Raw genomic sequence first — 24,503 nt, forward strand, 5'->3', positions numbered from 1 at the left:
GCGACGGGACACCCGACGACAGCACTCACGACCGCGGCCTCGATGAACTCCGGACGATTGCCGACTACCAGTTCGGCGCCGGCGCGGGCGCGGCACTGTTCCCACCCGGCGAGGCCATCGAGATCCGCCGCTCCAGCAGCGGTCGTCCGCGGCAACTTGTTGCCGACGGCAACCGCCTCGTTTCTTACGGTGTCGACGGCCGATTCACGCTCGGCATCGCCGGCGGTCGGCGACTGGCGGCGGCCTTCGATCGACCGCGATGCCGTGTCGTCGTCGGCGACGACTCCGAGCCGTTTGTGCGGGATGGCAAGAACGCTTTCGCCAAGTTCGTCAGCAAAGTCGACCCCGAGATCCGACCCGGCGACGAGGTGTTGGTCGTCCACGAGCGCGGCGACCTGCTGGCGGTTGGGCGGGCCGAACTCTCGGCGGACGCGATGGCTGATTTCGACAGCGGGATGGCGGTCAAAGTGCGAGAAGGCGTCGACGACTGATGGGGTGCTAACCGCGAGTTAGAGGAATCCAGTGATCCCGACCGCTTCAGCAAGCGGGATGCCGACCCACAGCGCGCCAACCAGGTAGCCACCGATCGCGCCGCCGTTGAGCAACGGGAGGCCGGCATGCGGTTTCCCTTTCATTACCATCGACATGAGCACGAGCAGTCCGGCGAGTGTGCCGACCAACGAGAACAGCGCGGGCGTGTTGAGTTCAATGATGGGCACAGCGTACTGTGGGGCCGACGAGAAGAAGGCCGCGCTGGCGACCATCACGCCCGGGATCACGGCGTCGCCGAGGCCGATGAAAAAGGCCTCGCGTTCGTCGTCGCCGGGGGCGATGTCAACGCTCGGATCGGCGTTGGCGTCGTCTGCTTCGTCAGCCTCGGTGTCATCATCCTCGCCAGCGTCGTCGCCAACGTCGTCGCTATCGCTGCCCGCGTCGTCGCCAACGTCGTCCAACAGCGAGTACGACCACGACAGCGGGATCACGAGGATGACGGGGATTCTGAGATCCATCACGCCATCCGCAAGATCCAGCATGTGTTCGGTCTTGTAGACGCTGATCGCATCGTAGACCGCCAGCACCGACAGCAGGACGATCGCCGGCAGGAGTCCAAAGGTAATACCGAACAGGCCTGCCGCGCCCGCGCCCATCAACACCCCGGCGGTGTCGACGACGTACCACTCAGGGTAGACCCACAGTCCGACGGCGACGCCGGCACCGAGAACTGCGGCGACTCCGGGCGGGACAATCGCGCTGAAGACGTACCACGAGAGCATCCCGCTGGTGGCGACGATGACGACGCGGACGACCCAGTCGAGATCATACTTGAACGCCGCCAGAAAGAACACCGTCGCGACCAACACCGCCCCGATATAAAACAGGCTGTTGGTCGGGTCGCTCGGATCCTCGACCGGCTGATAGCCCTGCTGGAAAAACGTCTCCACCAACGCGAGCGCGCCGAGCTGGACGAGGAGGAACAACACGACGGCAACGGCGACGCCGCGATACTCCCGGGGGAACATGGTCGCCTTTGGACGGTGGGGGGTTTGGCCGTTGTGTTTGCAGCCCGACCTGAGAAAACGGGGTCGGTGGTGCTACTCTGCGTACAGCGTCGTCCCAACCAGATCCGTCAGCGACGCGCTATCGGTCGGTGTGATCGCCGCATACGGGCTGGCAACCGGGCCAAAGATGTCGACGATCCGGCCGACCGTCGACAGCGACTCGTCGATTACCATCAGCCCGATGTCGGGCGTATCCTCAGTATCGAGGGCGACGATCCCGAGCCCTTGGGCGGTTTTGTCGACAGTGCCGATCCGCTGCATCTTACTCCCGGAGGACGCCGAGATAGGCACCGACGGCCTGGACAAGATCGTTTTTCGTATCCTCTGCGCCCGTGACAAGTACGCGACCGCGGGTTTCGACGGCTCGGGGATACGTCTTGTCGCGTTCGATCACGGCATCATAGCCGATCTGCTGGACTGCGGTGGCGATCTCGTCGACAGCGGGTTCGTCGACCGCGAGATCGGTCGCGACCCGCCGGCCTTCGGATCGCGTCAGGTCGGCGTCAAAATACGCCGGCCAGAGTACGTTTTCGACCATACCCAATCAAGACGGGGCCGAGGGTAATACCGTTACGACTACTGTGCCGCGTGTCTGACGGCGGAGTGAAAGTGGTGTTGCGTCGGCCCGTCGGCTCGTTGGCTGGCGATTTCGAGCAGAAGCTGAGGGGTTCAGAGGCCAGATGAGAGATGGGTGCAGTGGGTGTGTTATCGGCGCCACAGGTAGCCGGCGACACCGATAACGCCGACCAACAGCGTCGCCAGCGGCCAGTAGCCGGGATCAGTGTCGGTGCGACGGCCATGGATGACCACACCGACCGCAAGCAACGTGTGGGCGACAACGGTGATGCCAAGAACGGATGGCAGCGATATCATCGACCGCCTCCGCGGTTGACGTGCAGTGTTTCAATTGTGGGGTGCGAGTACATATCCAATCGATATCGGTCGAGACAGTTAGCCGGTCTGTTTTGGCTGCTGGGGCTACTCTTCGGAGAGTTGCCAATCGTCAGGATCGTGGAGGCCCCGTCCGCGTTCGATCTGTCGAACCTCCTTGAGGAGGTCGCTGTGGGCGCGAACAATGTCGGTCATCGTGAGAATCCCCTGAAGCTCCAACTCCGAGACGACGGGGAGCTTCTTCACCCCATCATCGACCATCCGGTCGGTGGCAGTTCTGATCGTCGTCGTCGGCTCGATAGTGGCAAGCGGGTGGCTCATCGCCGCTTGTGCCGACACCGCCGAAAAGGGTTTGTCGGCGGCATAACCGACCAGTAGCGCGTCGGATTCGGTGACGATCCCGGTTGGCGTCCCGTCGTTCGTGATGATGACACTCCCGACCCGCTCCTCAAGCATGCGCTTGGCGACGGTCCATATCGGCCTCGATCGGGGCAGTTACGAGGTCAGTTGTCATCAACTCACGGACGAGCATTGTGTGGTATTGTATCGCAAGGTACAAAACTGATTCGCCGTCTCCCTCGGTGACTCGGATGGTGGAGCCGGTAACACCCACACAACCGAATCCATTTATTTACTCGTAGGCAACGCACGCCAATGACCAAGCGACACGTCTCCCTGCCGGCCGCGGCGGCCGACGGGGTTGATCGCTTTATCGAGTCGGTGGATGAACGGCTCTCGGGGCCGGAAGATACCTGCGAGGTCGTCACCGACGTACTCGTCGATCTGTTCGGCGATCGGGAGGCCTACGAGGCATGGCAGCGTGGCGAGGACGTCTCGCCAGCAACCCGGGTTCGGCTCCAGGGGTATGACCCCTGTAACGCCACGCTGGAATCCGAATACTATGCCGAGAAAGACGAAGACCGATTCGAGGAGTCAAAACATCTCCAGTGGCTCTGGCGGCAGTTCGACGCGACGCCGATGGCCGACAACGTCGCCTTCGCGCTGCAGTTCCGCCAGATGCTCGCAGACCACCTCTTCGATGAGTGTGGCGACAACTGCCGCTTCTTCAAGGGGATCACGTTCACCTACGGCCACAACATCTCGATCGGTGACAACGTCGTCGTCCACGACGATGTCCACCTCGACGACCGCGGGAAACTGACCGTCGGCGACCGTGTCTCCATCTCCGATGGCGTCCACATCTACAGCCACGACCACGATCTGGTCGACCAAACACATGTTGACAACTACCACACGATTATCGACGACGACGCCCGCGTCACCTACGATGCGATGGTGCGAGCCGGCTGTCGGGTCGGCGAGAACGCGGTGGTCGGCGCGCGTGCGATGGTGCAAGGCGACGTGCCAGCCCACCATGTCGTCGTCGGCTCCCCCGCCAACAGCGTCAAGATCAAACCCGGCTGGGAAGCGGTCGCTGAGCCAATCGATGACGGCCGACTCCCGAACCGACAGGACGACCGCGAGATCGACCACGAGATCGACGACGAGGTCGAGATCTTTGATGAGTTCCAGCGGACGTTGTCACCACCCGACGCGCCGTCAGCGCGTGAGTAGGTAGCCATGGCTCGTGCCCTCGCCATCAACGTCGCCGCCAATACGAACCTTCCCGGCGTGCGAGGGCCGATCTATCCCGATGGAAGCTTTGTCTACCTCCCGATCCCCGAGCGCGAACCGGTCGACCCTGCGGCTGAGGTACCAACCTACGACGACCTGCTGGCCGAGCTTGCGCCGCTCCCGTTCGAGTTGCCGAGTGAGAGCCGGGATACCCCGGTGCATCTCGACCCTGAGTTTGCGGGCTATCCCTGCTGTGAATCCGACACCTACGGCGACGAACACGCCGTCAAGGCCGGCCCGATCAGCGAGTTGCGGCCGGGGGATTCGCTGTTGTTCTATGCGACGCTGACGCGCCACGACCCGCCCGCCGAGGTCGACACCGATCCGGCCGTCGAGTGGGTCGCCCCCGAGTGGGGCGCGTATCTGATCGGCGAATTTCGGGTCGCTCGTGTCCTCGACAGCGACGCCTGTCAGTCGCTGTCGCCAGCCGATAAGGCGGCGTTCGCCAACAACGCCCACTGCAAGCGCGCCGCGGTCGACGCGAAGGTGTTGGTTCGCGGCGGTGAGGGCTCCCGACTGTTTGATCGCGCGACCCCGCTCAGCACGCCCGAATCGGGGGCGACTGCCAACCGGATCGTCACTGAGCTGTCGAACGATTCCGGGCAAGGGCCGTGGTGGCGACGCCGACTGTGGTTTGATGCTGAGGCGACCGCAACGCTGCGGTCGATCGCGGCCACAACCAACCGGAAACCGGTCGCTGACTGGCTCGATTCCAGCTCCGAGTCCCTGTGACGGGAAGTCCGGTTGTGACGGTATACCATACCAATAACAGAGTATAAGTCATCGGCGGTGGCTTGTCCGTCCATGGATGCAATTGTTCTTGCAGGTGGCTATGCAACCCGAATGTGGCCGATCACGCGGAACCGACCGAAGATGCTTCTCCCGGTCGGCGACACGACGGTGATCGACAAGACGCTCGCCCAACTCGACGACAACGACGACGTCGAGGACGTCTACATCAGCACCAACGAGCGGTTCGCCGCGGACTTCGAGAACTACGTCGACGAGCAGGGCTACGAGAAGCCCGTCCTCTCCGTCGAGGACACCAGCGACGAAGACGAGAAGTTCGGCGTCGTCGGCGCGCTCGCCCAGCTCATCGACCGAGAAGGCCTCGACGACGACCTGCTCATCATCGCCGGCGACAACATGGTCGGCTTCGACATCGAGGACTTCGTCGGCTTCTTCGAGGACAAGGAGTCGCCGGTACTGGCCGCCTACGATGTCGGCGACCGCGAACGCGCGAAATCCTACGGGCTCGTCGAACTCGACGGCGACGAGGTCGTCAACTTCCAGGAGAAGCCCGATGAGCCGAACACGACGCTGGCCTCGATTGCGTGTTACGCCTTCCCGGCTGATGTGCTGCCGAAGTTCGACACCTACCTCGCCAACGACGAGAACCCCGACGAGCCTGGCTGGTTCCTCCAGTGGCTCCAGGATCGCCAATCCGTCTACGCGTTCACCTTCGATGACGTCTGGTTCGACATCGGCGAAGCCGCGGCCTACCTCGATGCCGTCGACTGGAAGCTCGGTGGCGAGCCGAAGATCGCCGAGGGTGCGACCGTCGAAAACAGCGATCTCAACGGCTCAACGCACGTGATGGACGGCGCGACCGTCAAGAACGCGACGCTAACGGACACGCTCGTCTTCCCCGATGCGCACGTCGAGGACGCCGAACTCACCGACACGGTCTTCGACGAGAAAGCAACCGTCGAAGGGATCGACCTCACCGAGAGCCTGATCGGCTCCTACAGCGTCGTCTCCGACGAGTAACGCGGCTCCCGTTTTCTGATTTTTCGAGGCGAGAAGAGAAGCGTAGCGAGCAGAAAGAAGCGACAACCGCTGGCGGTGATCGTGATACGATCCCGGCTTACAGGAAGCCGCCTTCGACGAGGCGGTCGACCGCTTCGCGGAGTCGCTCTTCACTGGCAGCGTAGGAAATCCGGGCGTAGCCGGGCGCGCCGAAGGCACTGCCCGGAACGGTGGCGACGTGGGCTTCCTGAATCGCCTCCTCACACCACGTCTGATCGTCGTCGTCGACGGGGATCATCATGTAGAACGCGCCGTCGCCGACAGGGACATCGACGCCGTGCTCGGCGAAGAGGTCGGCCAGCATATCGCGTCGCTCGCGGAAGGCCTCACGCATCTCGACGACCGAATCATCGGTGCGCTCCGAGAGCGCTTCGAGGCCAGCCCGTTGGACGAAGTTCACCGCACAGGAGACAGAATGGGAGTGAAGTTTGCCGGCCTGATCGATGAGATCCTGCGGGGCGTGGATGTAGCCGAGCCGCCAGCCCGTCATCGAGAACGCCTTCGAGAAGCCGTTGAGCGTGATCGTCCGGTCTTCCATCCCCGCAAGAGAGCCCAGCGAGGTCGGCTCGACACCGTAGGTGATCCGCTCGTAGATCTCATCTGAGATCACGGCAAAGTCGTGTTCGACCGCGAGATCGCGGACGCCTTCGAGGGCTTCGTCGGAGTACACGGCTCCAGTTGGATTCGACGGCGAGTTGACGATGACAAGCTCGGTGTCGTCGGAGACGGCGTCGGCGAGGTCGTCGAGGCCGGGTTCGAGCTGGAAGTCGTACGGCGAGAGGTCGACGCGGTTGAGCGAGCCACCGGAGAGTTTCACCATCGCCTCGTAGGAGACCCACGCCGGATCGAGCAAAACGACCTCGTCGCCGTCGTCGATCAGGGTGTTGATCGCCTCATAGAGGCCCTGTTTTCCGCCGGGGGTGACGATGATCTCGTCGGCGTCGGCGTCAATGCCCTGACCGGTGAGTTTCTCGGCGAGGGCTTCTCGGAGTTCGAGAATCCCGTTCGAGGACGTGTAGCCGGTGTGGCCGGCGTCCATCGCTTCCTTGCCGGCCTCGACGATATTTTCGGGGGTCGGGAAGTCAGGTTCGCCGACCGAGAGATCGACGACGTCGATCCCCTCAGCTTCAAGCTCACTGGAGAGGTTGCTGATCGCCAGCGTCGCGCTCGGTTCAACCCGCTGAACGCGGTCTGCGAACTCCATGTTCATGGTAGTACCTTGACCATGTCCACGGCGGCGTTTACCGCTTCCGCTCCTTTCTGTTCGCGCTCGCGGGCTTCCGCGCCGCTCATCCCCGGGCCGCTGACGCCGAAGGTCACCGGCGTATCCCGGTCAAGGCTCACGTCGGTCAGTCCCTGTGCGGCGGCGTCGGCGATCACCTGATCGTGGTCGGTGTCGCCGGTGACGATCGCCCCGATGACGGCGACTGCGTCGATGTCGTCGCGGCGGGCGAGGCGGTCGGCCGCCAGCGGCGCGTCGTAGGCCCCGGGCACTTCCAGTACCTCACTGAGCTCGGCGTCACGCTCGGCGGCGGCGTCCTCGGCGGCCGCTTGCATCTCGGTGGTGACCGCGCTGTTGAATTGGGCGACCACCAGTCCCACACTGGTCATAGGAGGGGTCGGCCGGTTCGGCAAAAGAACTACCGTTCGACGGCGACCGCGGGCCCTTTTGCTCGGCGATGGATAGCGTCTGTGTGTCGCTTGACGCAGGCCCTGATAGTCGCTACAGCTGGCTGGTCGCTACTGTCGGCGCGGTGGCGATGATCTTCACCTTCGGGACGCCGCTCTCGTATGGTATTTTCCGGGAGCCCTTCAGCAACGCCTTCGGGATCGCGCCGGTCGCGCTGTCGACGGTGTTTTCGGTCATGTTGTTTACGTTCTTTATCGGTTCGGGGATCGTCGGCGTGCTGTCGGTGCGGTGGCCCGCGCGGGCGGTGTTGCTGGCCGCGGCGGCAGCAACCGGGCTGACCGCGCCCGCGCTGTACGTCCTTGATTCGTATCTCGGCTTGCTCGTCGTCTTTGCGGTCTTGGGGTTAGCCCTCGGCACGCAGTTCGTTGTTGTCGCCTCGGTCGTCCCTCGGTGGTTTGAGCGGCGACGCGGCGCGGCGACCGGGTTGATCTTCGTCGGCAACGGGCTGGGGCTGTTCGTGTTGCCGCCGATCTGGCAGGTCGCCATCGCCGACTTCGGCGTCCGACAGGGGTTTCTGGCGATCATGTCGGTGACGACGCTCACCTTTCTGGCCGCCGGCCTGCTGTGTCGCCGCCCGCCGTGGGTCGAGGAGGCGTCGACGACGGTCGGCGATCTGGTCGGCTGGGTTGGCGGGCTGGCCCGAACCCGGCAGTTCCAGTATCTCTTTGTTGGCATCGGGTTGGCCTTCGCGTGGTACCAGCTGCTGGCGGCGTTCGCCGTCGACCTCTTTGCGTCTCGTGGGCTGAGCGAGACCGCGGCGTCGACAGCGTTCGGGCTCATCGGCGGCGTGAGCATCATCTCCCGGATCGGCGGCGGCTACCTCGGCGACCGACTGGGATCGCGGCGGGCGTTTTTGCTTTCGCTTGGCTGTGCCACCGCCGGGCTCACGCTGCTGGCCGCGCCGTCGCCGGTGCTGTTGATCGGCAGCGTCGGCCTCATCGGCCTCGGGCTGGGTGGCTGTGCGACGCTGTACATTCCGGTGTTGCTCACGGTCTACCCGCCGGAGAAGGATACCGCGGTCATCGGCGTGTTCAACGTTGCTGCCGGGGTCGGCTCACTGGTGATGCCGCCGCTCGGCACCGCGACCATCGCCGCCACCGATGGCTACACCGTGGCGATCCTCCTGACAGCGGTGTTGACACTGATCGCCTTCGGGCTGATCGTCGCGGGGACAGAGCGACCACAGGCTGTGTAGCGGTTTAGACGATATCGGGCGTCAACGGGTAGGTGTAGATCTCACCGTTGCTGGCTTTGACTGTCCCGATGAGCACAAAGACGATATCGATCACGCCGAGAATCGGGAGCAGCAGAATACCGATGAATGCGAACACCAAGATGGCCGCAATCACCGTAGCGATGAAGAGTACGATCTGAAAGTTCAGGGCGTTTGCTGCGTTCTCACGAACCAGTTCGTCGTCGTCAGCAGCGAGAATCAGGAACAACAGCGGCCCGAAAAACACTGCGACGAGGGCGGAAGCATGCCTAAGGCTGCGAGCGTGGTATCACCGTCTGCCTGGGTTGTCATAGCTGGCAGTTACGAGGATGGACTGTTAAATCCATGCCCGTGTGTCAGGGTCGGAAACAGCGATGCTATCGGCCCAGAAATGTAGATGCATGTGGGTTGTGAACGCACAAAACAACAGAACTCACATCGGAACGACGATCGATCACTGGGTTTTTCACGATCAGAAACACGTTCGGATGTATGGACACTGACTCCCTCACCGATCAGTACTCGATCATCGTCTGGCTTGCGGCGATCCTTGTTGGACTGTTGACCATCCCGGTCGGTCTCCTTGTGCCGGCATACTTCTACATTAAGGCCGACAGAGGCGAAGGCAGAGAGCAAAGCGCCCAGAGGTCTGGACCGTTATCCTCGTCGGCATCTTCGGGATTGCCGCCGTGGAACTTGGCGGCCGGAAGGGTGCGAAGATCCTCTGGGGGATCATCGTCGCGCTGTTCGTGCTGTCGATCCTCGGTGGGGTCGCACTCTTCGCGTTCCTCTAACCCCAGGCTCGATTTTACAATCAATCAGCGGAGCCGTGCTGCGTCAACAACAAGCTTCTCCGGCTCACCCAACTTCAAGCAGTTTGCATAATACCTACCTCAATCGTCGCCGACAGGTTCCTCTGCTGTCGGCGGCTCGCGTTGGTCACTGTCGTCGCGACCGACCACCTCGGCAGCCGCTCCAAACTTCGATTTGAGCCACGCATCAACCGAGTACGGCCCACTACCGGTGATCAACAGCGCCGACACCAGCCCGAACAGCGAGATGTGGGCGACGACCGGATCATCCGGCAGCCCGAACAGCGTCGTTACGAACAGCCCGAAGGCGACCAGCGAAAAGCCACGCGTGAACGCCCCAAGGAGGAACATCACCCCGACGAGGGCTTCGGTCAACCCAGCCCCGATCACCCACAGTTCGGGGGCGACCGGGACGACAGCCGTAAGATCATATTTGGCGACAACGGCCAACGACTGGCCGGGGCGCAGCAGTTTCTGGGTGATGCCGAGATAGATAAAGGCGACACCGATCCCACCCCGCAGCAGCGTCGGCACCATCGCGGTGTAGGGCTCGATCCGCTCGGCGAACGGCACCGCAACCCGCCGGTAGAAGGGGTCGATATCGGAGTAGACGGTGCGGTCGTCATCGGCCATCCGGGCGATCATCGCGTCAGCGCTCGGCCGGCCGCCGCCGAGTAAGGCGATCGCCAAGAGGCCAGGGATATACTCGAAGGCCAACAGCAGTCCCGGCTCCGATGGCAACACAGCCAGATAGATCAAGAGGGTGCCGACGGCAACAACGCGGGTCGCCAGCCCGAACAACAGCAGAAAGCCGACGCTGATCCCGAACAGCCGGAGGGCGGTCGGATACGGCAACTCAACAGCCGGGCTGAAAAAGTAGCCGCCGAAACCCGCCCCGATCATCGGCATCCCCATGCTCAGCCGGAAGAGCCACGGCAACAGATCCTCGTAGTCGTCCATGATCGCCCGAAACGCGGCGATATCAGCCGGAAACGGCCGGACGTAAAGATAGACGGCCAGCCCGGCGACGATGACGAGAAAGCCGCCGAGTAAGACGGCGATGATAAACGGCGTTGTCAACGCATCGGTCAGGAAGGTGACGACATCCTGTGGGTCGCCACCCGGTGTGACATACTCGATGTGAGCGGCCGCCGACCCAATGAGAAATTGGGCGGCCACAAGGAGGGCAGTCAGGAGTCCGACCACGTGACGCAAGCGGTGGTGCATAGCTCCCATACGGACGTGAACCTCCTAATACCACCGGTCGATGATAGATCGATGCAGTCCTCACACCGTCAAGCAGTCGTCGCGTTGGTGGCTCATCAGTCCACACCGCATCTGGGAAGCGCCACCAAGCTGAGAGTCACCTCCATCGGCTGCCGGGACGGTGGAATTAATACTCTCGTGGTGCATACCACAGGTAGTGAGTGTCAATCTCGAACGGCGGCGTGACGGGCCGGGTGAGACCGACCACGTCGACCGCGCGTGGCAACTCAAAGAGCGCATCCACCGCAAAGAGGGTGTGCTCAAACAGCGGCGCGGCTTTTTCACCGATGCCTACCGCCGGGCGACAACGCTGCTGTACTTCGAGGATGGCACACTCGTCGCCTTCGGCTCGGTGCGACGCGACGGCTACATCCTCTTTTTGGCTGTCGCCCCCGAGGCGCGTGGACAAGGGTACGGCGAGCGGTTGGTCGCGGAGATCGCCGAAGAGCACACGACAATCACCTGTCACGCCCGCACGACCAACGAGTCGGCGTTGGGCTTCTATCAGCATCTCGGCTTCGAGATCGACCGCCGGATCGACAGCTACTACGAGGACAACGGCGACGCCTTCTATCTCAAACTCGGCGAGCAAGACGGGATTCGCAAGCGACTCTCGGAATTTTTGCGCCGGTAGTGGTCGCAGCGCCGCGGGTGACACCACCGTGGCGACGCCGTGTGACGACCTCACGTGGGGGCGACGGAACGCACCATTTATACCCCGACGCGGACAACCGCCGGTACTACTATGCCAAGTTCCAACGGGCCCCTGAACACGACGCGTGGTAAACTCTCAAATCCACCCCGCGAAAGCGGCACCTCACCACCGCAGCGAGCGATCGAAGCGTTCGATGTCGGCCAAAGCGTCCACCTGACGCTGGATCCGAGCGTGCCGGAGGGTCGGTTCCACCCACGATTTAACGGCCACACCGGTGAGGTCACCGGCACTCAGGGCAGTGCCTACACCGTGTCGATCACCGACGGCGGCAAAGAGAAGACCATCATCGCCCGCCCGGCTCACCTGCGCGCCCAAGAGGAATGACGATCTTCAAGGAGAAACTCGACGAGGAGTACATCACCATCTCCGAGGCGAAGTCACTCCTCAACGAGGTCGAAGACGAGCGTGCCGACGACGAGGATCGCGACCTGCGGTATGAACTCGCCCGTGCCATCGAGCACGTCAACCGACACGCGGTTTTGGAGGCCGAGGAATCCCGCGAACTCGTCGACGATCTCCTTGAACTCGATAAGGTCTCCGAGGAGATCGCCCACCGGATCGCCGACCTGCTGCCCGAGGATCGCACCGAGCTGCGGGCGATCTACGCCAACGAACGGTTTACCCTCGACGGTGAGGAACTCGACGACATCCTTGATGTTGTCGCGAAATACGTCTAACCCACACCCGTCGACGGTATCGCGGCCGGCCGGTCGAGGCGATTTTTTAAATAGCTCGTTTGCATAGGGACTGATATGTCCAACACCGAGGACGATGCTGCGAGCCCGAGGCTGCGAGCCGCGAGGCCGTGATCGTCGATTACCTCCCCCACGGCCGGCCCGACGACACCCGTCCGCAGTACCAGAAGGCGGCGCTGGCCTACGCCCTCGAAACTGAGACCTTCGATCTGCTGGAGTTGACTCTTACCGAGGATGCCGACGTCAACATCGTCGACCGCATTCCAATCGACGAGGCGGCCGACGACGCAGTTATCGAGGACGTCACCGACATCGAGTACGACGATCTCTCGAACTCCGGGGTCTCAGAGCTCGAATATGCTGTCGAAGCGATCATCGACGCCGACGAACAGCGATTCGTCGACTTCTACAACGACGCCCAGCCGATCAGTCTCCGGCTCCACCAACTGAATCTGTTGCCCGGGATCGGCAAAAAACTCCGCAACAAGATCATCGACAAGCGAAAACGCCAGCCATTCGAGAGCTTCGAGGATCTCGCCGACCGCGTCGGCGGCCTCCACAACCCTAAGGAGGTAATCGCCGAGCGGATCATGGAAGAGCTCCGCGATGAGGATCTGAAATACAAGATCTTCGTCCGCAACGACGAAGCGTAGGGATAGCCCTGCAGCAACGACACCACCGACACTCCCGCCCCCGTCCCCCACAGCGACAGCAAAACGGGATGTTTAGGCCGACGGCGGCGAACGCTGTGGCATGACTCGTTCCGAACCGCCCGCAGGAAGCCGCGATCCCGACGCGTTGATCCGACGGGCCGGCGACCGCGGCAACCCGGATTTCGACCAGCACTTTCTCGTCGATGACCGCGTCGTCGACCGTATCCCCGGCTATCTGCCCGACGACGCTGACCGCAGCCACATTCTCGAAATCGGCGGCGGGCCGGGCGTCCTCACCGACCGCCTGCTTGCAGTCGCCGACCGCGTGACAGTCATCGAACGCGATCCGACGTTCGCCGCCCACCTCCGCGAGGAGTTCGCCGACGCCACCGACGACGACCGACTGACCGTCATCGAAGACGATGCCCTCGAGGTTGCGCTGCCGGATGTGACCGCTTGCGTGTCGAACCTCCCGTACAGCGCGTCCAGCGAGATCGCCTTTCGACTGTTGCCGCTCGATATTCCGTTGGTCTTGATGTTCCAACAGGAGTTCGCCGAGCGCATGGTCGCCGGCGTCGGCGAGGACGACTACGGCCGGCTCTCGGTGAGTGCCCAACACTACGCCGACTGCGAGATCGTCGAATCAGTCCCGAACACCGCCTTCGACCCTCAGCCCGCTGTCCAGAGCGCGCTTGTCCGGCTGACGCCCCGCGAACCCGAGTACAGCGTCGCCGACGAAGAGTTCTTCCTCCGGTTCGTCAAGGCGATCTTCACCCAACGCCGCAAAACGATCCGCAACGCGATCCGCAACACGGCGCATATCTCCGGGCTGGACGATGCCGACGCGGTCGTCGACGCGGCCGACGAAGAACTGTTGGGACGACGAGCCGGCAACGTCGCGCCCGCGGAGTTCGCCGCCCTCGCACAGACCGCAGTCAAACACGGTTTTGACGACTCCGACAATGGGTGACGCCGACAACGGCGGCGAGACAGACGACAGCGACGACCGCCCGTCGCTCGCCGAGCAGCGCGGCGTTGATGGTCACGTCTACCAGCCCGCTGAGGACTCCGCGCTGTTGGCGAAGGCAGCGATTGACGATCTCGACTCGCCACAGCATGTGTTGGAGGTCGGTACCGGCTCGGGTTGGGTCGCCGAACAGGTCGCCGACGAGACCACCGCCCGCGTCGTCGGCAGCGACCTGAATCCCTATGCCTGTCGGCAGGCCCGCGAGCGCGGGATCGACACTGTTCGCGCTGATCTGCTCGCTCCGTTTGCGGCCGACAGTTTCGATGCGATCCTGTTCAATCCGCCGTATCTGCCGACCGAGCCGGACAACGAGTGGGACGACTGGATGGAACACGCCCTCTCCGGTGGAACTGATGGCCGCCGGCTGATCGTCCCATTTCTCGACGACGTGGGTCGCGTGTTGACCACCGACGGTGCGGTCTATCTCTTGGTCAGCAGCCTCACCGGCTATGAGATCGTCGTCGATCTCGCGGAGGACGCTGGCTTCGAGACCACGGAGATCACACAGGAATCCTACCCGTTCGAGGTGTTGTCGGTGCTGCGACTGACGCAGTGATTTGCCCTCAAAATTACTTTCAAACATATTCTGTATTAGTAAATATTAAGCAGCCGAATCACCAAGTTCGGATAGATGACTGAACGCGTTGCGACGACGACGGGGCTACTCCCCTTCCTGACCCGGCTAAAGAGGAGCTCTCGACCTCAAAGGCCACCAAAAGCACGATCTGATCTCCGGTGACGAAGGCGAGGAGGTCGCCAGTGCCTACGCCGAGTATCGCCGCGAAGTAATCAGCGATCAGGAGTCCGCTGGTCTCGACCGCGTTACGGAAGGACAGCTCCGGTGGGACGACATGCTCGCCCACCCGCTGACGACCCACGACAACGTCGACCCCAACGGGATCGTCCGCTACTACGACAACAACAACTTCTATCGTGATCCACAGGTTCGCGGCGAACTCGACTTCTCGGGCGATGTGGCCGACGAACTGGAGGCTGCCAGCGAGACTATCGACGATCCGGCCGACTCGCTGCAGGCCGTCCTCCCGGGCCCGTACTCGCTGTTCGATCTCGCCTCCGACGAACACTACGGCGACGACGCCGACTTTTTCGGCGCGATCGCGGACTTCCTCGCCGGCGAGGTTGAGGCGTTTCCGGCCCATAAGACGCTCACGCTGCACGAGCCCTCGCTGGTCGAGAACCCGCCGAGCGAGGATCTCGTCGAACGACTCGCCGACGCCGTCGACACCGTCGCCAGCGAGACCGACGCCGACGTGGTCGTCCACACCTACTTCGGCGCGCTCGATGAGACGACCTACGCCCACCTGATGGACGCCGACGTGGAGGCGCTCGGCTTCGATCTCGTCGCGGGCGACCGCGAGGAGACGCTGTCGAACATCACCGAGTTCGGCACGAAGGACGCCGCCGCCCTCGGCATCGCCGACGGCCAGAACACCCTCGTCGAATCCGCCGACACGCTCGAAGAGCGCGTCGAGTGGTTCGAAGATCAGATTCCGGTCCAGGAGTTCGACCGCCTGTATCTGTCGACCAACACCGAGCCGTTCTACCTGCCGGTGAACAAACACCGCGCCAAGCTGGCGGCGATTGCGGCCGCGGCTGGCAATGTTGATGCCGAGGAGGTGACAGCATGAGCCGCCCCGCCGACAACCGCGCGCAGTTCCGTCCCGACGACCACCCCAACGACAGCTTCCTACTGACGACCGTCGTCGGCTCTTACCCCAAGCCGAAGTGGCTGAACCGCGCTGACGACCTCGTCGACGACCCCGACTCCAAATTCGACGAGGAGAACCTCCAGGAGGCCCACGACGACGCCGCACGCGTCATCACACACGAACACGAACGCTGCGGGCTCGACACCGTCGTCGACGGCGAGGTCAGGAGGAATGAAATGGTCGAGTACTTCGCCGAGCGGATCGACGGCTACGAGTTCAACGGCCCGGTCAAGGTCTGGGGGCACAACTACTTCGACAAACCCTCCGTCTCGTCGGAGGTCGCCTACGACGAACCGTGGCTCGTCGATGAGTTCGAGTTCACGAACAATGTCGCCAGCAAGCCGGTCAAGGTGCCGATTACGGGGCCCTATACGCTGGGCAACTGGGCGTTCAACGAGGCCTACGACACCGAGGAGGAACTCGTCTACGAACTCGCCGACCTCGTCAACATCGAGATCGAGCGCCTCGTCGACGCCGGCGCGCAGTACATCCAGATCGACGAGCCCGCCCTGGCGACCACGCCCGATGACCACGCCATCGTCGGCAAAGCCCTCGACCGGATCGTCAGCGGGATCGACGAGGACGTGCGCATCGGCCTGCACGTCTGTTACGGCGACTACTCGCGGATCTACCCCGAACTCAACGACTACCCGGTCGACGAGGTTGACCTCGAACTCTGCAACGGCAACTACGAGCAGATCGAGGTGTTCAGCGAGCCGGAGTTCGTGCCGGATCTCGCACTCGGCGTCGTCGACGTGCACACCGCCGAGGTCGAACCGGTCGACGAGATCAAAGAGAACATCAAACAGGGCCTGAAGGTCGTGCCGCCGGAACGGCTCACGATCAGCCCCGACTGCGGACTGAAACTCCTCCCGCGAGATGTCGCCTACGGCAAGATGGAGAACATGGTCGAGGCGACCCGCCAGGTCGAAGCCGAACTCGACAGCGGCGAGATCGACCTCGAAGAGCCGGTGCCGACGGCTGACTGATCGGCTAGACTGCAGATTTTTGTTTTGTTGCGGCTTAGTAGACTGCTCTTGTCTGTCGCAAGCATGCGCGACAAGCAGCAGCAAAAAAGAAAATCGGGTTTCGACGAACTCCCGGTGTTGCCGCTACATACGAAGATTACACCTGACGACTGCTAAATCATAAAATAAATGCTCTTTTGTGGATTGGTATTAAATTTCTATTTGTATGATAGTCCATTTCGTTTCAGGCACGGGAAGAACAACGCAAGAAACACAAAAGTGTGATTCAATCCAAGAAGGTGATTCCGGGATTATTCTTTTAGATTCAACAGGTGATCAAATTGGGTATATACCATTCGATAACCTAATGTACGCTGAAGAGGGCGATAACTAACTCTCGACCGCTTCCCTATCTATTCAACCTTCGGGTTCTGTCATTTATTTACTACAATTACGGCCCATCGTATCGATAAAGGCCGGACCTCACTTTTTCAATTAGATCTTTATCTCTAAGTTTGCGAAGGTATCTGTATACTGTTGATTCAGAATATTCTTTTGCGTGTTTGTGATCCATAATTTCATCAACTCCTACACGGTCTGCTGGATGAAATTCAATAGCACGTAGCACATCCATCTCGGCATCTGAAAACCCTTCAGCAATGGCATATCGCCGGTGCTCATACAAAATCTTTTGAAGCAGGGAAAAGTCAATCAAGAAATCGTCTATGGAATCTCCAGATGGATTCAATATCAATGGAGACTCACGTTCTCCATCCATATTCTTGATCCGGAGGACTCTTTTTAATTCCTCAAATTCATCTTCTGTGAACTCTATTTCATCTTTAGCTGCCCCGACTGTCCATTCTGTCTCCTTGCTAACCTCTTTGAATTCATCCCGGTCGGTAGCTATTTTCATTTGTGTTTTTGGAGTGCGGCTTTGGAGTTTTAAAACTTTCTTCTGTCAGATAATAGCTTACTTTCTCATAATAATAATAAGGGTTATACCTGTGTCAGCCTATGATACAGATATGAAGCAGCGTATCGTCACAGCAGATGATGTAGCAAAAGCAACCGGGCAGTCAGTTGAGTCTGTAGCACGATCTTGGCACGATATTGCTGACGATCAGCGTCAAGTCAAAACTGAATCATCTGAGTCTTCTGAATCATCTACTGACTCTCACCGCATGTTTTCAGACGATTGATTTTCCAACGGTCGGATGGGCAGTAACTCTAATTTTTCCAACAACGCAATAGACCGGCTCTTAGGCCATAGTAACGGTGCACAAAGCCCTCCCGACGGTCAAAAGGCAACACGGCTTGAGTACTCAAAACAAATTGTCAATATCAATTTCACTCAGCTGAGTGAGTGGTGTGATATGGATACTGATGGTTATATTTATCTTGAAGAGTACGATAGCTGGGGTACAGACGCATTAAGAGTGAATATTTTCACAGATATCCACAACTATCTGACATCTCTTTATTCTCTGATTGAAGAACTCCATCGAACTATTGATACTTGCGTAGAAAATAATGTTAATAAATTCACCTTTCTCCATGGCTCGTCCGGAGGTGGTGAAAAATACTCACCATTCATTCGTAAGCTTCCGTTTGCATGGGGACTGCGGAATCAATTTACTCATGGGAACTATCGCTGTCTTACTATTACTGTAGATGACTCCACTTCTGACTCTTATCTAAAAGTAGAATTTCACAAGACACAATTTGATCCCAGGGGGCAGGAGATCTTGAAGAGGTTGGTGATTACCTCTGGGGGATAGACAAGCGGTTAGAAGAGAATCCCATGTGCTACTTCGGCGAATTAAATGCTGATTTTATTTCTTTTTGGGATGATACAGAATCTTGGTTCAAAAGAGTTGCCGACTGAATCAAGCAATCGTTCTTTTTCACTTAATCTACGGTATTGGTTATGTTGACTGACGTAGTTATTTGAAGGCATAGACCTCACAGAACGATACCGCGCTGGATGATGTGGTAGCATTTGTAGGCCGGCAGTGACTGGTGGGACGTAGAACACGCCGGCGTGTGCGTCGAGTGGTAGCTCGACAAAATCGTCGTCGCTGGTGACGATGATCCGGTGTTCTTCGGCGGCGTACCGACAAATCGCAGTATCGTCAACCCCTTCGCCCAACTCGCTCACGTCGACGACACGCTCTACGTCGTGGTCTGCTTTGCCCAGTTTGGTCGCCAGCGACGCCGCGATGTTCTCGTCGAGCAGCAACGATATCTGCATGCCTACGAGTCCGGCAGATCCTCGGGCCCGGTAACGATTCTCGGGTCGTCCGCTGCGGCGTCGTGCCGCTCTCGACGGGTTTCTTCGACTGCCCGCATCTTTTCGGGATGGTCGTGATAGTACGCCAGGGCGTGGTAGACCGCTGCGGCAGTGAGGTCGAACCGCTCGGCAACCGTCTGGGCGTCGAGCCCGCGCTCCTCGACCAGCGCGTGAATGTGGCTCACGGTGATTCGCCGGTCTCGAATATGGGGCTCGTCGTGAATCTCCGACTCATCACCGGCGACGACGGTGTTCATCTGCTTCGACATGATGGAACATACTGGTGCTGTGGCCTTCATTCTTTGCCGGTACATCGTCAGTTTCGGAAGCTTGTGCGCCACAGATAGCATTGAGCAGATTGAAATGCAGAATTGCGGCGAGTGCTAACAGGCGTTACACGGCCACTGCGGCCGATTATAGTCACTTTGCTATCATTAATTATTTACACAGACCAGCGGTATTTAAACGATAACAGCGACGCAGATGACCTCATCATCATTTGAATTTGACGACGAAGCCGACCAGTTCTACAGTAGCTTAGAGGTCGGTGTGACGGTTCATGATTCGACGACCGGGGACATCTGCTATGCGAACGAGTATGCTGAAGACGTGTATGGCTATCCAGCGGAGAAACTCAGGACAATCGACATCGTCGATGTCAGCACCGATTCGCTGTCGAAATCCAAATTCATCAAACAGATACGTGCGGCAGCAGCGGGTCACCCCCAGCAGTTCGAATGGCGCGTGACACGCCCATCAGGCGAAATACTGTGGATCGAGATGCGCCTGTCGGAGCTCTCGGTAGAGGATCAGTCGTACGTTATCGCGGTCATCCAGAATATCGACGATTACAAGATGAAGCTTCGGCACTTCTATCTCCTAAATCGGATTATTCGCCACAATTTCCGCAATAAGCTGCAAATCGTGAGCGGCGGATTCTCACAGATCGACACCCGATCGAATGGGAATAAGGTCTTCGACCAGATGCGACGGGCCATCGCCGAATTGGTGCGGCTAACCAGCTGGGTGAACAAGATCACATCACTCACCGGTGATGAGAAGAACACAGACCGAGTGAATGTGCATACGCTGTTGGAAGCGGAGGTGGAAAAATACAGATCCAACTATCCAGACATCAACTGGGAGCTTGCGAGCGAAAATCTGTATATCGATGCGAATCCGCTGTTACAGAAGGCCTTTCACGAACTCATTGATAACGCGGTGAGACACAATGCGCACGAGGATTTGGCGATCACGGTGTCTGCAAGCGAAAACGTCGCTGATCAACAGATAAATATTCAGATCATCGATACCGGCGAACCGATCCCGGATATCGAGATCGCACCCCTGCTAAATAGCGATGAACCTGATCAGCTGAAACACGGCGACAAAATCGGGTTGTGGGAAGTGCAAACGATCGTAAATCGACATCAAGGAATCCTGAAACTCAAGGAAAATAACGCAGAGCGAAAGGTGATCGAAGTAACATTACCACTGGCCGATCCAAAATAGCCAGAGTTCGGTGGCGGATCGACGCCTCGATAGCGATATTGTATCTAGTCCGCTGCTACATGGCAGTTTCCACAAGCCAGCGAGTGCAACGATTCAACGATTGACCGCCGCTGATCGGGTATCGACACCGATCACGCGACCACCAACGACCATCCCCGCTGATCGTGATCCAGTACCCCGCCGACGACACACCCCAACCCTCGGCAGCAACGCCGACGAAGCTAGATGCCTTCAAGAGGCTTGAAAACACACACCCGTGCGATGACAGAGTCCTCGCTGGCCGCCGCCGTCCGCGACGTGCTGGCCGTCGACCCCGAATCGTACCGGACGGACGCCGCGACCGATGCCGACTTCGTGCTGTCGGAGCTCAGCGACGGCACCTTCGACAACCACCAGTCGATTCTCGGCCTCGAATACGAGTTTTACGCTGTCTCGGAAAACCGCTGGAATCCCGGCGACGATGGAGCCTACGGACTGGCCCGCGTGCCGCGCCGCCTGCTGGAGCTGATCGGCTTCGAGAAGGAACTCGGCTTACACAACGCCGAGATGACCGCCACCCCCAACCGTTCAACGCTGACGGCGTCCGCGCCATCGAATCGGAGGTTCGCAGCCAGCTCACAGCCGCCCTCGACTGTACGGCCCCCGAGGGCCTGCGGCTGGTCAGCGACGGGCTGTGGACGATCCCACCGACCGGCGAAACCGCCCGGGAGTATCTCACCGACAGCGTCGACGACGACGGCGTCCGAATCGCCACCAACATGACCGACGCCGTCCGGTACCACGCGATGGCCAACGGGAATCTCGCAGACACGTTCCGCGTCGAGGCCCCCCACGTCGATATCGCCGCCGAGACGCTGATGCCCGAGAGCCTGATTACATCCATTCAGCCCCACTACCAGATGCAGCAGGCGATGGATCTCCCGCGGTGTTTCACCTACGCGCTCCGGCTCGCCGGGCCGCTGCTCGCCCTCGGCGTCAACGCGCCGTTCTTCCCGCCGGATCTCTACGAGGACGGTGTCGACCCCGAGACAGTCCTCGCTGAGGGCTGGCACGAAAATCGGATCGCCGTTTTCGAGTCGGTGCTCAACACCGCCACCGAGACCGATAAGGTGGCCTTCCCCGAGGATATCGACACCCTGAGGCAGCGATTCGCCGCGTCGTCGACGACGAGGTGATCGTCCCGATGGATGTCGACCGCAGCGACCGCTTCCACGACAACTTTGCCACGCTCCGCCGCAAGCACGGCACCTTCTGGCGGTGGGTGCGACCGGTGTTCGGCGGCCCCTCCCGATCGGCGGCCAACGCCAGAATCGAGTTCCGCCCCCTACCCGCCCAACCAACCGTCCGGGACTCGATGGCTCTGACAGTCGCCTTTGCCGGCGCGATGGAGGGCCTTACCCGCACCGAACACCCGGTCGGCGACCTCCCGTGGGACGCCGCCCGCGACAATTTCTACGCCGCGATGCGCAACGGGCTTGAGGCCGATATCGAATGGATCCTCGCCGATGGCACCGAGACGAGTGACAGCACCGCCGCGATCACTGATCTCTTAGATCACGCCGCCGAGGGGCTGCGCGCGGTCGGCCTCACCGATGAGGCGGTCGATGCCTACCTCCAACCGCTGATGTGGCGCGTCGACAACGAACTGACGCCCGCCGGCTGGAAGCGAAAGCAGGTGCGACAGCGACTCAACGACGGCGAGGGGTTCGAGGAGGCGATCCATGGGATGCAGCGAACATATATCCAACAGCAATCCGAGACGCTGATCGACGGCGACTTTCGCGACTGGTAACACAACGCCGCTGCGGTGCCGTACGAATTGTTTTATCGATGGAACACCAGACTGAGGTATGACAACCCCGGCCGATGCGCCGATCGCTCTGCTCGCTGTGGGTGTGCAGCGAGCGGTCATCGCATCGGTCGAAGACGGTGAAGCGGCCGGTCGCGTCGAAACAGCCGCAGACGCCGACGCAGCACTGGCGACGCTTACCGACAACCGGCCTGACTGTGTTCTCGTTGGAGCGCCGCTCCCGGAGGACGCGGCGACAACGTTTATCGAACGCGTTCGCACGCAGCATTCGACGCTTCCGGTGATCGGTGTCGTGTCGGAGCCAAGCGAATCAGTCGTCCAGGAGCTGCTCGCTGCCGGGGGCACAGAGTATGTCGATACCAGCGGCGAGCAGCCGCCGACGAGCGTGCTGTTGAACCGGATCGAAAACGCGGTTGCAGCCGACCGGGCACAGCGGGTTGCGGCCCAACAGGAACAGACGCTCAAACACTTTTTCGAGGAATCACCGCTCGGTGCCGTCCAGTGGGACGAGTCGTTTCGGTTTGAACGCATCAACAAACGAGCCGAAGCGATGCTCGGCTACACCGAAGCAGAGCTCACAGGCGAATCATGGGAGCGCATTGTCGCCCCAGAGGATCAAGCACACGTTGGCGCGGCTGTTGGGAACTTACTCACCGCCGACGGCGGCGTCCACGTCGTGAACAAAAACGTCCACAAAGACGGCGAGGTGCGCATCTACAAATGGCACAACCGGGCTGTGACTAACCAGGATGGGACTGTTCAGTCGATTTTCTCAAAATTCCATGATGTCACCGACAGCGTCGAACGGAAAGCCGAACTCGAAAAGAACGAGACGATCATCGAGGCACTGACCGACGGGATCTATGTCCTCGATGCCGAGGGACGATTCACGTTTGTCAACGATGAGTTCGTTGCGTTGGTCGGCTACGATCGAGAGACGATCATCGGAAGCACCCCCTCATTGCTGAAAGACGCGGAGGCAATTGAGCGAGCGGAACAACATCTCGGGCGACTGCTCTCCAGTGAGGGGCCGGAGACGGTGACATTCGAGGTTCCGATACAGCGGGCAGACGGCGACACGATCCTGTGTGAGGATCAGATGGCGGTGCTGCCTTACGACGGCGAGGAGTTTGTGGGCTCGGTTGGGACGCTCCGTGATATCACCGAGCAGCGACAACGAGAGCACCGCTTCCAAGCACTGATCGAGGAGACAAACGATATCATCTCTGTCGTCGACTCCGAGGGCCGGTTTCAGTATCAGAGCCCCTCGATCGAACGGATCTTGGGGCACTCACCGGCTGACACGATCGGCGAGTTCGCCTGGGAATACATCCATCCTGACGACAGAGACGGGGTGAAAACAGCGTTCACGTCGTGGGTAACAACCGACCAAGCAAGCCTTGAGTCGATCGAGTATCGCGCGCGACACGCCGATGGCTCATGGCGGTGGATGGAGGCCAGCGGACGAGCCCATACCGAAACCCCTGGTGTCAGCGGCTATCTGATCAACAGCCGAGAGATCACCGCCCGCAAGGAACGCCAACAACAGTTGGCGCTATTCGACCGCGTCCTCCGGCACAACCTTCGCAACGATATGAACGTCATCCGCGGCTCTGCTGATACGATTCAGGAAACGGGATCAGGGGATGTCGCGTGGCTCGCCGGGAAGATTCAAAAGATGTGTGATAAACTGCTCGCAACAACCGAAAAACAGCGGGAGATCACCCAGCTACTGCGTGAGCCGCCGACCCAATCTGAGATCGACCTCCAGACGATACTGCATGAGGTGCAGTCAACCCTCCAGTCGACCCATCCGGAGGCGACGATACGCATCGATTGTGAGAGCACAGTTCGGTTACAGGTAGGTGATAAGTTTGTCTACGCGCTGGAGGAACTCATCACGAACGCGATTATTCACAACGACGGCGACGAGCCAAGCGTTGCGGTGACAGTCGAACAATCCAGCGACCAAGTGCAGATAACGGTCGCCGACAACGGGCCGCGAATCTCCGAGATGGAACGTGATGTGATACAACATCCGGAGAATCGAAGTCCGCTCTATCACGGAAGTGGACTCGGGCTCTGGCTCGTGAAGCTGATCATCTCTCGATCAGGTGGTACCGTTCAGTTCGTTGAGACAGACGAAGACGGCAACACAATCGCAGTGAGCCTGCCACACCCAGCGGCGTGAACAGAGCGATCCGGCGTGCTGTCGGGGGTTCACC

27 protein-coding genes and 3 pseudogenes are annotated in these 24,503 nt (G+C 60.2%); 18 read left to right on the top strand and 12 right to left on the bottom strand.

All coding sequences use genetic code 11. From position 1 onward, the window contains the following. Positions 1-56 precede the first annotated feature (56 nt). The gene (locus ACFQJB_RS08205; RefSeq protein WP_379727996.1) at positions 57-491 is read left to right on the top strand and encodes a PUA domain-containing protein; all 435 of its coding nucleotides are present in this window, start codon (positions 57-59) and stop codon (positions 489-491) included. An 18-nt stretch (positions 492-509) separates the two neighbouring features. On the opposite strand, the gene ACFQJB_RS08210 is transcribed toward ACFQJB_RS08205, so the two are convergent. The 5 genes from ACFQJB_RS08210 to ACFQJB_RS08230 all read right to left on the bottom strand — a co-directional run bounded on the left by ACFQJB_RS08210 (position 510) and on the right by ACFQJB_RS08230 (position 2,906). Then, positions 510-1,520: a presenilin family intramembrane aspartyl protease PSH gene (locus ACFQJB_RS08210; RefSeq protein ID WP_379726046.1), complete on the bottom strand. Its 1,011-nt coding sequence runs from the start codon at positions 1,518-1,520 to the stop codon at positions 510-512. A 72-nt stretch (positions 1,521-1,592) separates the two neighbouring features. Beyond that, complete coding sequence (locus ACFQJB_RS08215; RefSeq protein WP_120102190.1) at positions 1,593-1,820, bottom strand: H/ACA ribonucleoprotein complex subunit GAR1; 228 nt, start codon at positions 1,818-1,820, stop codon at positions 1,593-1,595. Between the two features lies 1 nt (position 1,821). Further along, positions 1,822-2,097, bottom strand: a complete 276-nt coding sequence (gene srp19, locus ACFQJB_RS08220; RefSeq protein ID WP_379726049.1) for a signal recognition particle subunit SRP19 — start codon at positions 2,095-2,097, stop codon at positions 1,822-1,824. Between the two features lie 167 nt (positions 2,098-2,264). Next, positions 2,265-2,432: a hypothetical protein gene (locus ACFQJB_RS08225; protein ID WP_379726052.1), complete on the bottom strand. Its 168-nt coding sequence runs from the start codon at positions 2,430-2,432 to the stop codon at positions 2,265-2,267. A 105-nt stretch (positions 2,433-2,537) separates the two neighbouring features. Continuing rightward, positions 2,538-2,906 (bottom strand): CBS domain-containing protein, encoded by a 369-nt coding sequence (locus ACFQJB_RS08230; RefSeq protein ID WP_379726054.1) that lies wholly within the window; start codon positions 2,904-2,906, stop codon positions 2,538-2,540. Positions 2,907-3,104: 198 nt separating this feature from the next. Here ACFQJB_RS08230 and ACFQJB_RS08235 point away from each other — a divergent pair, with 198 nt between their 5' ends. From ACFQJB_RS08235 to ACFQJB_RS08245, 3 genes are all read left to right on the top strand, one after another. Continuing rightward, complete coding sequence (locus tag ACFQJB_RS08235) at positions 3,105-4,025, top strand: acyltransferase (RefSeq protein ID WP_379726057.1); 921 nt, start codon at positions 3,105-3,107, stop codon at positions 4,023-4,025. A 6-nt stretch (positions 4,026-4,031) separates the two neighbouring features. Then, on the top strand, positions 4,032-4,817 hold the full coding sequence (locus ACFQJB_RS08240) for a hypothetical protein (protein ID WP_379726060.1): 786 nt from the start codon (positions 4,032-4,034) through the stop codon (positions 4,815-4,817). A gap of 72 nt (positions 4,818-4,889) precedes the next feature. Further along, positions 4,890-5,855, top strand: coding sequence for a nucleotidyltransferase family protein (locus ACFQJB_RS08245; RefSeq protein WP_379726063.1), 966 nt, complete (start codon positions 4,890-4,892; stop codon positions 5,853-5,855). Positions 5,856-5,952: 97 nt separating this feature from the next. Here ACFQJB_RS08245 and ACFQJB_RS08250 read toward each other — a convergent pair whose 3' ends face one another. Then, positions 5,953-7,104, bottom strand: coding sequence for a pyridoxal phosphate-dependent aminotransferase (locus tag ACFQJB_RS08250; RefSeq protein ID WP_379726066.1), 1,152 nt, complete (start codon positions 7,102-7,104; stop codon positions 5,953-5,955). Further along, complete coding sequence (ribH, locus tag ACFQJB_RS08255) at positions 7,101-7,505, bottom strand: 6,7-dimethyl-8-ribityllumazine synthase (RefSeq protein ID WP_379726068.1); 405 nt, start codon at positions 7,503-7,505, stop codon at positions 7,101-7,103. Before ribH ends, ACFQJB_RS08250 begins: the two co-directional genes overlap by 4 nt. Positions 7,506-7,654: 149 nt before the next feature. Here ribH and ACFQJB_RS08260 point away from each other — a divergent pair, with 149 nt between their 5' ends. Next, positions 7,655-8,779 carry an MFS transporter gene (locus tag ACFQJB_RS08260; protein WP_379727998.1) on the top strand — a complete coding sequence of 375 codons (1,125 nt, stop codon included), beginning with the start codon at positions 7,655-7,657 and terminating at the stop codon, positions 8,777-8,779. 4 nt (positions 8,780-8,783) lie between these two features. Here ACFQJB_RS08260 and ACFQJB_RS08265 read toward each other — a convergent pair. Next, positions 8,784-9,109, bottom strand: a pseudogene (locus ACFQJB_RS08265) (DUF4870 domain-containing protein). A 581-nt stretch (positions 9,110-9,690) separates the two neighbouring features. Then, positions 9,691-10,836, bottom strand: coding sequence for a DoxX family protein (locus ACFQJB_RS08270; protein WP_379728000.1), 1,146 nt, complete (start codon positions 10,834-10,836; stop codon positions 9,691-9,693). Between the two features lie 196 nt (positions 10,837-11,032). Between ACFQJB_RS08270 and ACFQJB_RS08275 the strand changes: the two genes are divergently transcribed. From ACFQJB_RS08275 to ACFQJB_RS08310, 8 genes and pseudogenes are all read left to right on the top strand, one after another. After that, on the top strand, positions 11,033-11,509 hold the full coding sequence (locus ACFQJB_RS08275) for a GNAT family N-acetyltransferase (RefSeq protein WP_120102157.1): 477 nt from the start codon (positions 11,033-11,035) through the stop codon (positions 11,507-11,509). Between the two features lie 111 nt (positions 11,510-11,620). Next, positions 11,621-11,914 carry a 50S ribosomal protein L21e gene (locus tag ACFQJB_RS08280; protein ID WP_379726071.1) on the top strand — a complete coding sequence of 98 codons (294 nt, stop codon included), beginning with the start codon at positions 11,621-11,623 and terminating at the stop codon, positions 11,912-11,914. Then, positions 11,911-12,267, top strand: coding sequence for an RNA polymerase Rpb4 family protein (locus ACFQJB_RS08285; protein ID WP_120102155.1), 357 nt, complete (start codon positions 11,911-11,913; stop codon positions 12,265-12,267). Before ACFQJB_RS08280 ends, ACFQJB_RS08285 begins: the two co-directional genes overlap by 4 nt. Positions 12,268-12,395: 128 nt before the next feature. Next, the gene (locus ACFQJB_RS08290; protein ID WP_379726074.1) at positions 12,396-12,938 is read left to right on the top strand and encodes a DUF655 domain-containing protein; all 543 of its coding nucleotides are present in this window, start codon (positions 12,396-12,398) and stop codon (positions 12,936-12,938) included. Positions 12,939-13,038: 100 nt separating this feature from the next. Beyond that, complete coding sequence (locus tag ACFQJB_RS08295) at positions 13,039-13,908, top strand: 16S ribosomal RNA methyltransferase A (protein ID WP_379726077.1); 870 nt, start codon at positions 13,039-13,041, stop codon at positions 13,906-13,908. Continuing rightward, a complete protein-coding gene (locus ACFQJB_RS08300) occupies positions 13,901-14,521 on the top strand; it encodes a HemK2/MTQ2 family protein methyltransferase (protein ID WP_379726080.1) in 621 nt (206 codons plus the stop codon). Before ACFQJB_RS08295 ends, ACFQJB_RS08300 begins: the two co-directional genes overlap by 8 nt. 75 nt (positions 14,522-14,596) lie before the next feature. Further along, positions 14,597-15,614: pseudogene (locus ACFQJB_RS08305) on the top strand (5-methyltetrahydropteroyltriglutamate--homocysteine methyltransferase). Then, positions 15,611-16,684 (top strand): methionine synthase, encoded by a 1,074-nt coding sequence (locus ACFQJB_RS08310; RefSeq protein WP_379726083.1) that lies wholly within the window; start codon positions 15,611-15,613, stop codon positions 16,682-16,684. Before ACFQJB_RS08305 ends, ACFQJB_RS08310 begins: the two are co-directional and overlap by 4 nt. 430 nt (positions 16,685-17,114) lie before the next feature. On the opposite strand, the gene ACFQJB_RS08315 is transcribed toward ACFQJB_RS08310, so the two are convergent. Further along, positions 17,115-17,579, bottom strand: a complete 465-nt coding sequence (locus tag ACFQJB_RS08315; protein ID WP_379726086.1) for a hypothetical protein — start codon at positions 17,577-17,579, stop codon at positions 17,115-17,117. Between the two features lie 112 nt (positions 17,580-17,691). Here ACFQJB_RS08315 and ACFQJB_RS08320 point away from each other — a divergent pair, with 112 nt between their 5' ends. After that, positions 17,692-17,865: a hypothetical protein gene (locus tag ACFQJB_RS08320; RefSeq protein ID WP_379726089.1), complete on the top strand. Its 174-nt coding sequence runs from the start codon at positions 17,692-17,694 to the stop codon at positions 17,863-17,865. Between the two features lie 15 nt (positions 17,866-17,880). Next, positions 17,881-18,444, top strand: a complete 564-nt coding sequence (locus ACFQJB_RS08325) for a hypothetical protein (protein ID WP_379726092.1) — start codon at positions 17,881-17,883, stop codon at positions 18,442-18,444. 41 nt (positions 18,445-18,485) lie between these two features. On the opposite strand, the gene ACFQJB_RS08330 is transcribed toward ACFQJB_RS08325, so the two are convergent. Together ACFQJB_RS08330 and ACFQJB_RS08335 are read right to left on the bottom strand one after the other, a co-directional pair. Continuing rightward, positions 18,486-18,905, bottom strand: a complete 420-nt coding sequence (locus ACFQJB_RS08330; protein WP_379726095.1) for a DUF5615 family PIN-like protein — start codon at positions 18,903-18,905, stop codon at positions 18,486-18,488. Between the two features lie 14 nt (positions 18,906-18,919). Then, on the bottom strand, positions 18,920-19,225 hold the full coding sequence (locus tag ACFQJB_RS08335; RefSeq protein ID WP_379726098.1) for a DUF433 domain-containing protein: 306 nt from the start codon (positions 19,223-19,225) through the stop codon (positions 18,920-18,922). Between the two features lie 214 nt (positions 19,226-19,439). Between ACFQJB_RS08335 and ACFQJB_RS08340 the strand changes: the two genes are divergently transcribed. From ACFQJB_RS08340 to ACFQJB_RS08350, 3 genes and pseudogenes are all read left to right on the top strand, one after another. Further along, complete coding sequence (locus ACFQJB_RS08340) at positions 19,440-20,468, top strand: PAS domain-containing sensor histidine kinase (RefSeq protein WP_379726101.1); 1,029 nt, start codon at positions 19,440-19,442, stop codon at positions 20,466-20,468. A gap of 261 nt (positions 20,469-20,729) precedes the next feature. Continuing rightward, positions 20,730-22,260 (top strand): annotated as a pseudogene (locus tag ACFQJB_RS08345) (hypothetical protein). A gap of 58 nt (positions 22,261-22,318) precedes the next feature. Continuing rightward, positions 22,319-24,469 carry a PAS domain S-box protein gene (locus ACFQJB_RS08350; RefSeq protein ID WP_379726103.1) on the top strand — a complete coding sequence of 717 codons (2,151 nt, stop codon included), beginning with the start codon at positions 22,319-22,321 and terminating at the stop codon, positions 24,467-24,469. The last annotated feature ends 34 nt before the right edge of the window (positions 24,470-24,503 follow it).

The organism is Halonotius sp. GCM10025705, from assembly GCF_042662885.1.
GTDB lineage: Archaea > Halobacteriota > Halobacteria > Halobacteriales > Haloferacaceae > Halonotius > Halonotius aquaticus.